Raw genomic sequence first — 15,217 nt, 5'->3', positions numbered from 1 at the left:
TACTCCTTTATTTGACTACTCCCAGTATGCCAGTAAACGATCCTAACAAACAAACTAATATTATTAAACCTATAATTTTAGTTGGGGTTATATTCTTCTTTCCTAATAACCAGTACACAAATATAGTAACAGCAACTGGTAACAAAGCTGGCATTATTTTATCCAAAATTCCATTTTGTAATGATAAAATCACTTTACCAGTCTTAAATTTAAGAGGTATAAACACTTTTACTACAGTAGGAATAAGACATCCTATAACCATTAATCCCATAATTGAAATAGCATCCGTAAAAATGTTTATCTTCTTTCCTAATGACGTAACCAATTTAGTTCCTGAATTATATCCAGTTTTAAATAACCACACTTTTAAGAAATAAAAAATTGCCTGCAATATCATCCATATTACGGCACCAGTTGCATTTCCCTGTACAGCCATATAACCAGCAATTGAACCCATTATCGTAGGTATCAAAATCCAGAATATAGAATCACCTACACCAGAAAAAGGACCCATCAAGGATGTTTTTAAAGATTGTACTGCATTCTTAGCTTTTATACCTTCATTTTCTTCCATAGCTAATGTTGCACCTAAAATTACGTTAGCCATTAATGGATTAGCATTAAAATATTTGTAATGATTATCCATAGCTTCAATATATTCTTTATCATCCTTATAAATTTTTCTGAGAGCTTTTCTCATCGAAAATGCAACTGATGGTGCTTGCTGAGTTTCAAAATTGTAACCTAGACCAGCAGAAAAAATCCACCGACGAAACATTTTATTAAGATCTTTTTTTGTTAATTTACAATTTTCATCTGTAATATGACTATTTTCGTTACTCATCAAAATCGTCTCCCTCACATTCACCACTTTGTACTACAGTACCATTAGCAAGATTTGCATTATCAATTTTTTTAGAATTTATACGATAAGTTTCATAAGTAGCAGCTAATCCTATTAATGCAATAGCTAAAACAGGTAATTTCAAATACCCAGCTAGAACAAAACCTATAATTAAAAATGAAAAATATTTCTTGACGGGCATATATCTAAGTAACATACCTATACCCACTACAGGTAGCATTCCTCCAGCTATTGTCAACCCATTGGTAAACCATCCAGGTATAACTTTCAAAATAAATTTTACTATTGGCGTACCAAAGAAAACTACTAATGATATCGGAATCACATATTTAAGCATCCATACAGCAATAGTTAAATAAAATATAGCATCTATTTTTGCATACTTTTTTTCATGTAGCATCTTTTGAGACCAATGTGCAAAGAAATTATTAATTATTTTAATTAATACATCTAATTGCAATGTAAATATTCCAACTGGCAACCCAACTGCTACTGCTGTTCCTATAGAAGCACCTGTCCTAATTGCAATAAATACTGCGACAATTGTAGCTACACCATATTCAGGTATAGACGAACCACCAATTGCTGCTACACCTAATGACATTAATTGTAATGTTCCTCCAATAGCTAATCCTATACTAATATTTCCCATTATCAGCCCAATTATCATACCGATTATAACAGGCCAATTACCAGTTATCTGATTACCTGTACCGTTATCCCACGCCATATAAGCTGCAACAATAATGACTAAAATATTTTGTAAAATAATAGACATTTTCATTCCTCCTTATTTTTCAAAACAGCTTCAAGTTCAATTTCATTTTCATCATCAGGTGTATATTCAAAGAAAACTCTGATGTTTTTTGATGCAATTTTTTTGAGATCTGAAACCTCTTGATCATTCATAGCTACATGGTTTGTATATGGTTTCCTGCCCTTTTCTTCAAATAAAGCACCTACATTGACACTTTTAATTTCTATTCCTGCATTAACCAAATCTAAAATTATTCTAGGTTCTTTTACAATAAGAAATACAGAATGAGTATCATATTTTCCCGCTTTAAAATTTTTAATAGCATCGTCTATACTTATAATAGACATACCTGTACCAGCTGGTTTTCCCATTCTCATACTTGCTTTAACAAGCTCATTATTACTTATTTCGTCATCTACTACCATAAAGCGTTTAGGATGTAAAACTTTGTTCCATTGATTTACAGTAATACCATGAATCAAACGCTGATCTATTCGTGCTAAAACAATAGGCATAATATTATATCTCCTTACTTAAAACGATTTAAGTGTAAAAATTGTTTTATATAACTTAATAATTACTTGGCTTTTTTATATAAATTGAAACGTTTCATTTACATTGCATATTATATCATTATTTCACCACTATGCAAACGCTATCTTTTTAATTTTTTGAATTCTAATTCTCAAACGGTAATTTTTTTTACACTCAGTTGTTTATGTTCATAAAAATACCCTCCTTACTGGTTTGTCCAGTAAAGAGGGTACATATCATAATTCGGAGGATTTTTTGTTGTAAGGTTTATGCGAACTACATATCTGTATTATCTGTCCACAATTCGCATTGAGTCATTACTGTTTGGACAGCATCTTCCATGCCCTTAGGAGGATATCGATGCTGTTTAAGAAGCTTTTTAATCATCATACGCATTTTAGCACGTTCAGAATCACGCTTTTGCCAATCAATCGTACGATTCTTACGAAGAGCTTCCGTAAGTTCTTTAGTGATGGCAATCAGCTCATCATTTTCATAGAAATCCTTAATAGCTTGTGGTTTAGTTAATGCATCATAAAATGCCAGCTCATCTTCTGAAAGCCCAAGTTGATCACCAGCTTTATGAGCATCTCGAATTTGCTTCGCCATCTTAAGTAGCTCTTCAATAACTTCTTCATTGGTCAACATACCATTTAAGTATTTATTCATTACACCTTGAATAATTTCACTAAATTTTTCAGATTTAACGACATTTGTGCGTCTGTATATATGAACCTGTTCAGCTATCAATTTCTTTAGCAGTTCAACAGCAAGATTCTTTTACTTCATCTTGGAAATTTCTTCCAAAAATTTAGAATCAAAAAGAGAAAATTCCGTTTTGACATCTGAGAATAAATCAATAACGCCATCGCTCTTTATGCTTGCCTTCAATAACTCATTAATCCGAGCATTCATTTCCGGCAAAGATATTTTGTTACCTTCACCTTGATTTATAAGACGCATGACAAGAACACGAACAGATTCAAAGAATGCAGCCTCAACTCGTAAATCACGTTCAACTAGTGAAGAACAAAGAGATAGTGCCTGAGAAAGCAGCAGAGATTCTTTAAGAAAATCTTCTCGCTTTTTATTTTTATCAGTACCAACAATGAAGTTAACGCCTCCAGTAATTGCTTTTGAACGCTCTAAATCATAACCTTTGATAAATCTTGAATAATCATAACCGTGGAATAAATCACGACAAATAGAAAGTTTTTCAAGAAATTTAGGATAAGCAATTTTAGCGATATCTGTATCACCATAGTTATTTTTATCACGTGACGTATAATCGTTCATTGCTTGCTTCAATGCAGAGGCAATGCCAACATAATCAACGATTAAGCCTCCTTCTTTATTCTTGAAAACACGGTTTACACGAGCAATAGCTTGCATTAGATTGTATCCTTGCATTGGCTTATAAACGTACATAGTGGCAAGGGAAGGTACATCAAAGCCAGTCAGCCACATGTCAACAACGATGGCAATTTTCATCTCACTATTGTTATCTTTAAATTCTCTTGCCAACTCATCACGATGATGTTTATTTCCAATAATAGATCGCCATTCTTCGGGATCTTTGTTACTATCAGTCATAACAACCTTAACTTTTTTAGTCCAGCTTGGACTATGCTCAAGCATTCGCTTGTAAATTTTCATAGCAATCTCACGAGAATATGCAACAATCATTGCTTTTCCAGTTAATAGGTTTTCTCGATAATTCTCATAATGGTTAATAATATCTCTAACAAGGGTATCTATGGTTGTATCATTGCCAAGAATAGCTTCCATTTGTCCAAGGTCACGTTTACTTTTTTCAATCACTTCAGGATCGGCATTATTGGCCATTATGTCATATTCATTATCAATCAAATGTAAAGTTGCCTCATCAAACTTAAGCTTAATGACTCGACTTTCATAATAAACAGGTCTCGTTGCACCATCTTCAACAGCTTGTGTCATATCATAAATGTCGATGTAGTCACCAAAAACCTCACGAGTATTTCTATCTTTTTTTGCAATGGGCGTACCAGTAAAACCTATATAAGTAGCATTAGGAAGGCTGTCACGAATAACACGTGCTGTGCCAATTTTTATCTCACCAGTTTTGGCATTAACTCTTTCCTTTAAGCCATATTGACTACGATGTGCTTCATCTGCCATGACAATGATATTTCGCCGCTTGGATAACGGCTCGGAAGATTCTTCAAACTTTTGCATCGTCGTAAAGATAATGCCATTGGCTTTCCTACCATTGAGCCAATCTTTTAATCCAATATCATTTTTACCAGAAGTTTCAACTAATTTTCTGCAGGTTGCATGAACAGGAATTTGACGTAAAAAATCCTTACATTTGGCAAACTGACTATAAAGTTGATCATCAAGATCGTTACGATCCGTAATAACAACAATAGTTGGACTATCGAGAGCTTCTTGTAAAAGATGTGCATAGAAAACCATAGACAGCGATTTACCACTACCTTGTGTATGCCAGAAAACACCGCCTTTACCATCTGTAACTGTTGCACGCTTAGTTGATTCAATAGCTTTATTAACAGCAAAATATTGGTGGTAGGCAGCTAGAATCTTAATTTTATTAAGCCCGTCATTAGAGAAACAAATAAAATTTTTAATGATATCTAGCAGCCGTACTTTATCAAACATCCCTTCAAAAAAGGTATCAAACTGAGCGTACTGTGTATTTTCATAGCTTCCATCTTTAGTTTTCCACTCCATAAATCGATCTTCACCAGAAGTAATAGTTCCTGCCTTGCTGATTAATTGATCACTAATAACGCATATACAATTATAAATAAACATGGATGGAATTTCTTGCATATAATTTCTAATTTGCAAGTATCCTTCAGAAGCATCTGTTTCCTCACGAGCAGGAGATTTTAATTCAATAAGAACAAGAGGCAATCCATTTAAAAAAAGGATAACATCAGGACGTTTATTGCTATTTTCAATAAAAGTCCATTGATTTGCTACTACAAAGCGATTGTTATCAGGCTTTTTGTAATCAAGTAGATAAACAAGACCAGAACATTCTTCATCATTAACGAAATACTTAACTTCAATTCCATTTTGAAGATAATTCATGAATAGTTCGTTCTTTTGGACAAGTTCAGCATTTTCAAAGTTTTTTAGCTTATAAAGAGCGTCTTGAATAGCAGCTTCAGGCATAGATGGATTAAGTCTATATAATGCAGCTATTAATTCTTCATCGTACAATGGGCTATAAAAATCTCTTTCAATTTTTGGACCGTATACATGACGATAGCCCATATTTCGAAAGAGTTCTACTATTGAATTCTCATAATTCGCTTCCTTATATAATCCTGACATAGCACTTTCTCCCTTATTTTTTTCTACCATTATACCCTGTTTGATAGACCTATAGTCATTAATGTAGCGTTGTTATATGATAAACAAGAATTTAGTGGCTTAAAGGTCGATATCTGAAACGTCTAGTTCGCCAGACATGAGGCGAGGAAGTAAAGAGTCTCGTACCGCCTGCAAACAGCAAATTTCATCATAATTATTGCGAATTGTAGCGTCCATAGGGGCAACTATCAGTTCAAATTTCTCAATTTGCTCATCGTCGGGAATAAGAATTGGCATATCATTCAGCGAATTGCGATTGATAGAACCGAAAACTGTACCTTCGCCATTGAATACATTAAACTGCTTTTTGAGCGAGAACATCGTGTAAAGCACAAAAGACTGATGGTTAGTTTTAGAGTGAATAGCGGCAAGCCCGCGACCAATACAACAGTCGTTATGAGAAACATTAAGATCGCCAACCGGTGCTCGAACACTCATTAAGATGTCATTTGCATAAGCCATTCGCTTTGGCTCGGTGGTATAAAGACGGATAGTTGGAAATCTGAAACCAAATTCAGCACGACCTTGAAAGAAGATTGTGCCTATTCCGTCCTCATTATAGCTACTGCCACTTGGAGATTGCCCCATAGTAATATTAGCGATGTCGCTTAGAGAGCCTTCAATCCAATCAGGGTCAGGATTGTCGATAAACATTTGTTGATAAATTGCCTGAGCTTGTTGCTCTAAATTCTTGTTTATCTCCATATTCTGTGCCATTTTTTTATCCAAGCTAAAAAGAACATCTGCAATCTTTTTTTGCGTGGCAATGTCGGGAATTTCTATTTCCAAATTCTCAATATCTGACGGTTTGATTGATGGATATGCAGATGTACTCTGTTCTGCAATTGCATTAAGCGATTCCACTATAGTAGATTGTGTAAGCAGATAATAAAGGAAATCTGCATCTAAAACTTGGGAATCTGTGTCAATAACTGCAAATCCTGTCGATACAAGAAAGTTTTCTGGCTGTGATTTAATGATTCCAAAATGGTGTTGATTCGGACGTACTGTAGAATATATAATGCTGTCTTTTTTTACTTTTCTTCTTGCTCTGCTTGGGAGTTTTTCGTTCACTACATCTATATATTGAATTGAATCAATTTTATTATCAGTAATGTTACCTGTATCCAGATAATTGACAAAATTCCACTTTTCTTTGGGAGAATAAGAATACATATTTGTTTTGCAAGCATCACCTAATCTGATTTTTTTCCATGTCTCCATAATTTCACCATCCTAACCTATATATTTCCTATGTGCCAATTTTACATTGCTTTGTTTTACCATTGCGTATTGCAGTGTAGTATCAATACGCTTATGACCAAGCAGCTGTTGCAGTTGTTCGATTGGCATACCTTTGTCAATAGCCATCGTAGCAAGTGTACGACGGAATTTATGCGGATGAATTTTCTCTATATTCAGTTTATTTCCAAGTTCTCGGAGTCTACATTCAACGCCGCCGATTTTCAGCCTCTCGTGCGGAGATCGGAGTGATACAAACAGTGCTGGGTTATCATCAGTACGTTCCCTTAAGTAGGTAAGTAAGTGAATCTTAGTTCGTGCGTCAAAGTACACCATTCGTTCCTTACTGCCTTTGCCGAACACCACACATTCTCGCTCCTCAAAGTTGATGTCATCCCTATTAAGGAGAACCAACTCACCAACACGCATTCCCGTTGAGGCAAGCATATCTATTAGTGCTAAATCTCTTGCTTCTTCGCAATTATCACGCATTTTTTCCAAGGATTCATCGGTATATGTTTCTTTTATAGTCAAAGCCGCTTTAACCTTATGGATACGACGTGCCGGACTCTTTAGAATATAATTCTCATCCTCCAACCAAGAGAAGAAGCTCGATAAAATTCTTCTAATATTGTCCACAGTGACCTTGCTTGAGTTTTTCTCCTGCTGATATTCTGTGAGATATGTACGTAGGTCATCTGTTTCCATTTCTCGGACATTCTTTTTGATTTTTGTTGTCATCACTTCAATTGTTGCCCGATAATAAGTCAACGACTTTTCGGAGCATCCCTCGATCCGCTTTGCCGAGAGAAAATTATTCAGAAACTGTTCATTTGTTAGTCCCGCATTAGTTTCTTCCTCCGTATCGCTTATTTGTTTGTGGAACAATGTATGTTCCAGCACTTCTTGCAGTTTTTCTAATTGCATATTGTTTAGGTAGCCAAGCATACCTTGCATAACTTCATTGATTACTTTCTGTTTCATAGTCTATTTTCCCTTTCTATTGTAGAGAAAGACTACGGAGTGGCAATCCCTATTTTTAAACTCTTGCCACTCACAAGAGTTATAGTTGTATACTAAACAAGAATTTAGAGCAGCAGGCACAGGCTATCTTCAAGGCATGGTTTATTGACTTTGAACCATTTGATGAAAAAATTCCAGCCAACTGGGTAGTTTCCAAACTCGGAGATATTGCATCCATCAAAACTAATAGCTTTTCTCCTGTCAAAAATCCTGACGCACAGCTGGAGCATTACAGTATTCCAGCATATGACGAACAAAAATATCCTGTTTTTGAATCAGCTGAAGGTGTTAAAAGCAATAAATACATATTAAGCAAAAATTCAGTTATGATTTCCAAACTGAATCCTGACACAAAAAGAGCATGGCGTCCTATGTGTCTGTCAGATCTTGCAGTTAGTTCAACTGAATTTATTATCTTTGAAGCTTTTAATCCGGCATACAAAGATTTTGTATTTTCTATTATTGATAGTGCTGCTTTCTCCGATTGGATGTGCACCCATACTACTGGATCTACGAACAGTCGACAACGAACCACTCCAAGTGCAACGCTGGAATTTCAAATAGCACTACCTGATGAGAAAACAATTACAGATTTTTGTGCTATTGTAACGCCGATGTACGATACCATTTCTGCAAACATCTGTGAAAATCAAAAGCTTGCACAACTCAGAGATTCTATCCTACCAAAGTTGATGTCTGGCGAATTGGATGTTTCCAACATTGACCTTTAAGCCACTAAATTCTTGTTTATCTTATTGTTTAGTTCAATTTTGTCGTCTATAATTTCCAAGATACCCGCAATTTTACCCTGATATCTATATGAAAGCTTTGGCACTTCATATGCCATAATAGCTTTTTTATCACCACGTGGCATTTTTGTTCCCTTTGATGTAGCCATTGAATAATTAAAAAATGAATCATTCGCCAGTACATAGTGCAAAAATCTACTGTTTATTCCTTTTTTAGCTCTAAATACAAGAACATCATTTGAACATCCACCGTTGAATGTTGCAAACCATATTTTTTTGAAATAAGGTCGAATATTTGAAACCAGTACATCATTCTTCATAAAAGCCTGTGTATTCTCCTGCACAGGTAGGGATGTCGCTTGCTTTATACCACCTTTATTTGGCAACATATTCTTTGTCGAAATATAAGTATTCTCATCAAGAGCCGATATCTTTATTTTTTCTTTTGCATACTCGCAGATGTCTGAAAGTTTATATTTCATACCCTAGTGCTCCTATTTTCTTCTTAATTTCATCTTCCAATTTGTGAGATTTCTTGAACATTTCTGATAACTCTGAAGTAAGGCGTGTCATTTTTTCATCAAAAGGTTCACCATCATCTTCTTGATCTTCAATTCCTACATAACGTCCTGGAGTTAAAATGTAATCTTGTTTAGCAATATCTTCTGTAGTTGCAACATAACAAAAGCCCTTTACATTTTCAAGAGTACCATTTTGAAATTTTTCAAATGTAGTAGCTAATTTTTGAATATCTTCTTCACTAAAATCACGATGGCTTTGATCCACCATGTGCCCCATGTGACGAGCGTCAATGAATAGTGTTTTACCTTTTTGCTTTTTGCCTTTGGTTATGAACCAAAGGGTAACAGATAATGTTACGCTATAGAAGAGGTTTGATGGCATGGAAATAATGCCTTCAATCAGATCATCTTCTATAATTTTTTGACGAATTTCGCCTTCACCACATTGCTGTGAGGAAAGAGCAATATTCGCTAAAACCAGACCAATTTTTCCATTTGGTGCAAGGTGATGAATCATATGCTGAATCCAAGCGTAGTTGGCATTACCTGCAGGAGGTGTGCCATACTTCCAGCGAACATCATCTAATAATTTCTCTTGATTCCATGGACTGTAGTTGTAAGGTGGATTTGCTAATATAAAATCTGCCTTAAGAGTAGGATGCAAATCATTTGTAAAAGTATCTGCTTGATATGGTCCTAAATCTGCATCAATGCCACGGATGGCCATATTCATCTTAGCCATTTTCCAAGTATCTGCATTAGCTTCCTGTCCATAAATAGAAATTGAACCACGATTTCCAGAATGAGCTCTAATGAACTTTGCACTTTGTACGAACATACCTCCAGAACCACAACAGCAGTCGTATACGCGACAGTTATCAAATGGCTTCAAGATAGAAACCAGTGTATTTACAATACTTGATGGTGTATAGAATTCACCGCCACTTTTACCTTCTTTTTCAGCAAACTTAGCTATGCAGTATTCATAAGTGCGACCTAGCAAGTCCTCGCTTTGCTTCTTATCACTCATATCAATTCTATTAGTGAAAATATCTACTACATCTCCTAATACTTGTTTATCAAGATCAGGGCTAGCATAATTTTTGGGTAGGACATCCTTTAATGTTTTATTTTCTGCTTCTATGGCTCTCATAGCATTATCGATAATAGATCCTATTTCTGGAGTATGAGCAGCTTTTGCAATGGTATCCCAACGAGCTTCTTTTGGAACGAAAAAGATATTTTCCATAGTATAAGCATCACGATCGTCTTCAAATCCATCTCCCTCAGCAACTAGTTCTTGATATCGCTTATCAAAAGCAGAAGAAACATAGCGAAGAAAAATGAGCCCAATGATTACTTTACGATATTCTGCAGCAGGGATATGCCCCCATAAAACGCAAGCTGCATCCCATAAATGTTTTTCAAATCCTATATTGGCATTTGTTTTATTTGTCATTTGCATTAACCTCCCAATATTTATATCAAATAGCAAATAATTTATAGTGTTATTTTCTACCACCATCTCAAAAAATCCTTATTTATGCTACATTACCCTACAGTAAATATATTAACGTACAATCATTAATTCTTTCGTAGCTATTATATCGATATTTAACGCTATTAACAACACACAAAAAGCCCCTAAGCTCCATTGAGCTCAGCGGCTTTGATTGACTTCAAGTTAATTAGTCATTTTTTACTTCTTCTTTGTGTTTAGGTCTTAAAGTAGTACCCCAAATTGTAACTTGACGTAAGTGTGCAAGTGGTAAGTCTTGTTCATCATAAATAGTTCTCCACCATTCCCATGCCAAGCCTGTGCATTCTTGAATCTTAACGTTCAAGTGACGAACATTTCCTTTTAAGTTGATTTCGGTACTGAAGCCTGATGTACGACCACGACCATTGTCAGCCCATGTATGGTGTGTTAAAACTTCACGACCATTGCTATCGTAACTTACTTCATCCCAATCAACGAAGAATCTTGCAACATAAGCACCCTTATGGTTCAATATCAATTTACCATTTGAATATTCAGTTACTTTAGTAGCAATATAATCAGCGGTATTGTTGATTACTGCAACTTGGTTGTCCTTTAAGAATGATGTGCCATATGATACAGCAACACCTGGGTTAGAACTATCAAATTTGCTACCTTTTTGAATTAATTCTTTCAAAGTGTTAATATCACCACGAACAACTTCTGTTGCATCCCCAGAGTTACCGCCTAAAATAACAGCTACAACACTAGTATTCTTTAAAATATGATCATATTCACTATTAGGAGCAATCTTTACGCCCTTAATGGCAGCATCAAAAGCTGCTTGAACTTTATCACTCTTGCTTGTTGTTTCCAACTTAATGTACATAGAACGTCCATAAGATACACTAGAAACATAAACTAAAGGTGTCTTAGAATTAATGCCACGTCTTTGAAGATCCTTAGCTGTTACATGTGCATCAAATACATCACCTGGATTTTCAGGTGCATCAACACTGGCAGTGTAGTAAATTTGCTTAAAGTTAACAATTGATGCTTGTTTCTCACCATTATGAATAGCGTCAAAATCAATCTTCAATGGAACACTAATTTTAGCAAAGTCAGCACCAAATTTAACTTTTAATTGGTCCATACTTTGAGCACTAGTTGTATCATATTCAATTCTGGCAGGAATGGCGTGATTTACTGAATCTTTGGCAATCCACTTTTCAACTAAATCATTAACAGCACTATTTACAGAGCTAGTTGTTGGATGAGCAACTAATTTGGCATTAGTGTTGTCAGTCATACCTGGAAGGTCAACGCTTACAGTTATAGGAGCACGTCTTAATGAAACAAGTGTAGGATTGTTTTCAATCAAATTATTGTCTGCCTTGAAAAGAGCACCTGCAAAAACACGACTATCATTAGCAGTAGTTACTGAAATACTTGATGTACTGTTAGAAATGGTCTTCTTTTGTTTTTCAACAACCACAAATCGACCGTTGTTATCAGTAGTGGTTTCATGTGCAAAATGATTTGTTAACATGTCACCTTGTCTTGTCAAAACAGCTTGTGAATCATAATCAAGTCCCAATAAATAATCATTAACTGACATTGGTTCTTCAGTATTATGTTTTGCTACAATAGCTGTTTTTGGCTCAGTATTAGTAGCAGCTTGTGCAGGCTTAGTAGCCGTAACTAATGATAATTCTAACAATGCAAGTGAACTAGCATAAATAATTTTTCTTAATCCTTTTTTATTCATTTTAATATACCCTTTCAAAAATAAATGTAAACGTTTACCTAGCTAATTAGTGTACAATATCACACGTAGCATAACAAGAGTTTTTTTGAATGTAATATTTTTGTAATATCTTTGGATATTAAAATGTATGAGCATAATATTTAAAAAATTAAGATTTTTTTGCTAAAATGTATTGTAGTAGTTTAATTGAGGAGGAATACAATGGCTGAACAAAAAACAGTATATTTTGGTGCAGGTTGGTTTTCTGATGTGCAAAATAGAGCATATAAGGATGCTATGGATGCTCTTGCTGCGAATCCAACCATCAATTTAAAAGATAGTTATATACCTTTAAATAATCAATACAAGGGTATTAGAGTTGATGAACATCCTGAATATTTACATGATAAGGAATGGGCTCAAGCTACTTACAATGGTGATTTGATTGGCATCAGATCTAGTGATATTATGCTGGGAGTATATGTTCCAGATGAAGAAGATGTTGGCTTAGGCATGGAACTAGGTTATGCCCAAGGTCAAGGTAAATACATCTTGCTAGTAATACCAGATGAATTTTATGGTAACCCTATCAACTTGATGAGCTGGGGCGTTGCTGATAATATTATTCCGATGAGCAAATTAAAGGACTTCAACTTTAATCAACCCCGTTTTGGTTTCTACGATGGAGCTGTATATTAAGATAAGGTCCAAACTTTATAACCCCCGAGATTTTTCTTGATTTTGAGGGGTTTTATTATGTCAAAATTTTCTAAATAGCATTAAAAAACCATATTTCGATATTTTACCGAAATATGGTTTTAAAAAGCTTAATTAATATTCAATTTTTTTAAAGTTTCAGCTACAAGTTTGGCATTGTCTTCAAATGTTTCAGAAACATAACAAGCTTCATTAGCTAATTCTTTAACATCTTCTAAGCTGATCTTTTTCATCAAACTACGGATACGCAAAATTGATGTCGCACTCATAGAATATTCATCAAGTCCCATTGATAACAAGATAGGGAACATGACACTATCACCTGCGGCTTCACCACACATACCACACCAAATACCATTTTGATGTGCACCATCTATAGTATTCTTAATTAGACGCAATACTGATGGATTATATGGTTGATATAGGTATGAAACTCCATCATTACCACGATCAGCAGCCATTGTATATTGAATTAGATCGTTAGTTCCAATTGAGAAGAAATCTACTTCTTTAGCAAATTGATCAGCTAAAATTGCTGCTGCAGGAACTTCAATCATCATACCTACTTGAAGATCCTCGCCTATCTTAACATTTTTAGCCTCTAACTCTGCTCTAACTTCAGCTAAAATTGCCTTAGCTTTACGCAATTCAGTTAAGGTACCAATCATTGGGAACATAATTCCCAACTTACCATAGGCAGACGCACGCAATAATGCACGTAACTGAGTCTTAAAAATATCCTTATTGTGCATTGATAAACGAATCGCACGCAATCCTAAAAACGGATTCATTTCTTCAGGCAAATCCCAGTAATCAAGGTGCTTATCGCCACCTATATCACAAGTTCTAATAATAACTTGTTTGCCCTTCATACCTTCAATAACAGCCTTATATGCTTCAAATTGAGCATCTTCTGTTGGAAAATCAGATGAATCCATGTATAAAAATTCTGTTCTATATAAGCCAACAGCTTCCGCACCATTTTCCAAAACACCTTTCATATCATCAGGCGTTCCGATATTAGCTGCAATAGTGAAGTGTTTACCATCTGCAGTTTGTGATGGCTGATCCTTTAATTTCTTCCATTCTGCTTTTTGTTCAGCAAATTTACGTCCCTTTTCGTCAAATGAACTGATCTCTGCGGCAGATGGTTCGATAAGAACGTTACCATCCAGTCCGTCAGCAATTACCATTTGTCCATTATTAACATCTTGTGTAATTGTATTAGTACCAACTACAGCTGGAATTTCTAGTGAACGAGCCATAATAGCTGAGTGAGCTGTACGACCTCCGATATCTGTGATAAAGCCCTTAACATATTTCTTGTTCAATTGAGCAGTATCACTAGGAGTTAAATCGTGAGCAATAACAACAACTTCGTGATCAATAGTTGCTGGATCAGGCAAAGTTACACCCAACAAATGAGCCATAATTCTCTTAGAAACATCTCGCACGTCTGCAGCACGTTCTTGCATATATGCATTATCAGTCATTGATTCAAAGATGCTAATAAAATTATTTGATATTGCATCTAAAGCAGCTTCAGCGTTAATACTATTGTTCTTGATTTCATTTTCAATAGCTCCGGAAAATTCCGGATCACTCAAAAATAAAAGGTGAGCGTCGAAAACTTGTGCTTCTTCCTCACCTAAATTTTTCTTAGCTTGATCTCGAACAGCTTCAAGTTCCTTGGTAGACTCATCAATAGCCTCCTTGAATCTTGATACTTCTGCTTCAAGATCAGTTACTTTTGACTTAGAAAATGAAAGGTCAGGTTCTACCAAAAGGTAGGCTGGTGCAATTGCAATGCCTTCACTAGCTGCAATTCCCTTTAATTTTTCAGTCATTATTCAGCTAAGCCTTCCTTTTTCATTGTATCTGCAATTGCATCAATTGCTTCTTTTTCGTCATAGCCTTCAGCAGAAATTGAAATCTCTGAGCCTTGACCAACACCAAGTGACATAACACCCATAATTGATTTCAAGTTTACTGATTTACCACTGTATTCCAAGTTAATATCAGAGCTGAACTTTGAAGCAGCTTGCACTAATAATGTTGCTGGACGGGCATGGATACCTGTTTCAGCAATAACTTTAAACTCGCGTTTTTCCATTTTAGTATCTCCTTTAAATCCTTAATAGGGATCACACCCTGTACGAATACTAGATTATCATTTTTCAAGCTAGAAAACAACAACA

General features: G+C 35.2%; 12 protein-coding genes and 1 pseudogene. 2 read left to right on the top strand and 11 right to left on the bottom strand.

Annotation, left to right across the window (positions count from 1 at the left end):
- Nucleotides 1–7 precede the first annotated feature (7 nt).
- The 6 genes and pseudogenes from G6Z82_RS01365 to xerA form a co-directional block, all read right to left on the bottom strand.
- Complete coding sequence (locus tag G6Z82_RS01365) at nucleotides 8–844, bottom strand: PTS system mannose/fructose/sorbose family transporter subunit IID (protein WP_164785718.1); 837 nt, start codon at nucleotides 842–844, stop codon at nucleotides 8–10.
- Nucleotides 837–1,643 (bottom strand): PTS mannose/fructose/sorbose/N-acetylgalactosamine transporter subunit IIC, encoded by an 807-nt coding sequence (locus tag G6Z82_RS01360; RefSeq protein ID WP_006733966.1) that lies wholly within the window; start codon nucleotides 1,641–1,643, stop codon nucleotides 837–839. The genes G6Z82_RS01365 and G6Z82_RS01360 overlap by 8 nt, the downstream gene beginning before the upstream one ends.
- A 2-nt stretch (nucleotides 1,644–1,645) precedes the next feature.
- Entirely contained in the window at nucleotides 1,646–2,137 is a 492-nt protein-coding gene (locus G6Z82_RS01355) for a PTS sugar transporter subunit IIB (RefSeq protein ID WP_006728948.1), read from the bottom strand.
- A 295-nt stretch (nucleotides 2,138–2,432) separates the two neighbouring features.
- A pseudogene (locus tag G6Z82_RS01350) lies at nucleotides 2,433–5,501 on the bottom strand (type I restriction endonuclease subunit R).
- Between the two features lie 99 nt (nucleotides 5,502–5,600).
- Nucleotides 5,601–6,764, bottom strand: a complete 1,164-nt coding sequence (locus G6Z82_RS06570) for a restriction endonuclease subunit S (RefSeq protein ID WP_164785717.1) — start codon at nucleotides 6,762–6,764, stop codon at nucleotides 5,601–5,603.
- 12 nt (nucleotides 6,765–6,776) lie between these two features.
- Nucleotides 6,777–7,766: a site-specific tyrosine recombinase/integron integrase gene (xerA, locus tag G6Z82_RS01340; RefSeq protein WP_006738026.1), complete on the bottom strand. Its 990-nt coding sequence runs from the start codon at nucleotides 7,764–7,766 to the stop codon at nucleotides 6,777–6,779.
- Between the two features lie 410 nt (nucleotides 7,767–8,176).
- Between xerA and G6Z82_RS01335 the strand changes: the two genes are divergently transcribed.
- Nucleotides 8,177–8,536: a restriction endonuclease subunit S gene (locus G6Z82_RS01335; RefSeq protein WP_164785716.1), complete on the top strand. Its 360-nt coding sequence runs from the start codon at nucleotides 8,177–8,179 to the stop codon at nucleotides 8,534–8,536.
- Here G6Z82_RS01335 and G6Z82_RS01330 read toward each other — a convergent pair.
- From G6Z82_RS01330 to iny, 3 genes are all read right to left on the bottom strand, one after another.
- Nucleotides 8,533–9,036 (bottom strand): restriction endonuclease subunit S, encoded by a 504-nt coding sequence (locus G6Z82_RS01330; RefSeq protein WP_164785715.1) that lies wholly within the window; start codon nucleotides 9,034–9,036, stop codon nucleotides 8,533–8,535. The genes G6Z82_RS01335 and G6Z82_RS01330 overlap by 4 nt on opposite strands.
- Nucleotides 9,026–10,534, bottom strand: coding sequence for a type I restriction-modification system subunit M (locus tag G6Z82_RS01325; protein WP_164785714.1), 1,509 nt, complete (start codon nucleotides 10,532–10,534; stop codon nucleotides 9,026–9,028). The genes G6Z82_RS01330 and G6Z82_RS01325 overlap by 11 nt, the downstream gene beginning before the upstream one ends.
- A 229-nt stretch (nucleotides 10,535–10,763) precedes the next feature.
- Nucleotides 10,764–12,323: a cholesterol-dependent cytolysin inerolysin gene (gene iny, locus G6Z82_RS01320; RefSeq protein ID WP_006736405.1), complete on the bottom strand. Its 1,560-nt coding sequence runs from the start codon at nucleotides 12,321–12,323 to the stop codon at nucleotides 10,764–10,766.
- 201 nt (nucleotides 12,324–12,524) lie between these two features.
- On the opposite strand from iny, the gene G6Z82_RS01315 reads away from it, so the two are divergent.
- Nucleotides 12,525–13,001: a nucleoside 2-deoxyribosyltransferase gene (locus G6Z82_RS01315; protein ID WP_006730377.1), complete on the top strand. Its 477-nt coding sequence runs from the start codon at nucleotides 12,525–12,527 to the stop codon at nucleotides 12,999–13,001.
- A gap of 128 nt (nucleotides 13,002–13,129) precedes the next feature.
- Here the strand turns inward: G6Z82_RS01315 and ptsP are convergent, their stop codons facing one another.
- Both ptsP and G6Z82_RS01305 read right to left on the bottom strand, forming a co-directional pair.
- Nucleotides 13,130–14,866, bottom strand: coding sequence for a phosphoenolpyruvate--protein phosphotransferase (gene ptsP, locus G6Z82_RS01310; protein ID WP_006728956.1), 1,737 nt, complete (start codon nucleotides 14,864–14,866; stop codon nucleotides 13,130–13,132).
- Nucleotides 14,866–15,132 carry a phosphocarrier protein HPr gene (locus G6Z82_RS01305; RefSeq protein ID WP_164785713.1) on the bottom strand — a complete coding sequence of 89 codons (267 nt, stop codon included), beginning with the start codon at nucleotides 15,130–15,132 and terminating at the stop codon, nucleotides 14,866–14,868. Before G6Z82_RS01305 ends, ptsP begins: the two co-directional genes overlap by 1 nt.
- Nucleotides 15,133–15,217 lie beyond the last annotated feature (85 nt).

The organism is Lactobacillus iners (assembly GCF_011058775.1).
GTDB lineage: Bacteria > Bacillota > Bacilli > Lactobacillales > Lactobacillaceae > Lactobacillus > Lactobacillus iners.
This window is presented reverse-complemented; position numbering and strand designations above follow the sequence as displayed.

Excerpts from the sequence above, each read along its gene's own strand:
- xerA (WP_006738026.1), bottom strand. The coding sequence starts at position 7,766 with ATGAAACAGAAAGTAATCAATGAAGTTATGCAAGGTATGCTTGGCTAC.
- G6Z82_RS01315 (WP_006730377.1), top strand. The coding sequence starts at position 12,525 with ATGGCTGAACAAAAAACAGTATATTTTGGTGCAGGTTGGTTTTCTGAT.
- G6Z82_RS01325 (WP_164785714.1), bottom strand. The coding sequence starts at position 10,534 with ATGACAAATAAAACAAATGCCAATATAGGATTTGAAAAACATTTATGG.
- ptsP (WP_006728956.1), bottom strand. The coding sequence starts at position 14,866 with ATGACTGAAAAATTAAAGGGAATTGCAGCTAGTGAAGGCATTGCAATT.
- G6Z82_RS01365 (WP_164785718.1), bottom strand. The coding sequence starts at position 844 with ATGAGTAACGAAAATAGTCATATTACAGATGAAAATTGTAAATTAACA.
- G6Z82_RS06570 (WP_164785717.1), bottom strand. The coding sequence starts at position 6,764 with ATGGAGACATGGAAAAAAATCAGATTAGGTGATGCTTGCAAAACAAAT.
- G6Z82_RS01335 (WP_164785716.1), top strand. The coding sequence starts at position 8,177 with ATGTGTCTGTCAGATCTTGCAGTTAGTTCAACTGAATTTATTATCTTT.
- G6Z82_RS01305 (WP_164785713.1), bottom strand. The coding sequence starts at position 15,132 with ATGGAAAAACGCGAGTTTAAAGTTATTGCTGAAACAGGTATCCATGCC.
- G6Z82_RS01355 (WP_006728948.1), bottom strand. The coding sequence starts at position 2,137 with ATGCCTATTGTTTTAGCACGAATAGATCAGCGTTTGATTCATGGTATT.
- G6Z82_RS01330 (WP_164785715.1), bottom strand. The coding sequence starts at position 9,036 with ATGAAATATAAACTTTCAGACATCTGCGAGTATGCAAAAGAAAAAATA.
- iny (WP_006736405.1), bottom strand. The coding sequence starts at position 12,323 with ATGAATAAAAAAGGATTAAGAAAAATTATTTATGCTAGTTCACTTGCA.
- G6Z82_RS01360 (WP_006733966.1), bottom strand. The coding sequence starts at position 1,643 with ATGTCTATTATTTTACAAAATATTTTAGTCATTATTGTTGCAGCTTAT.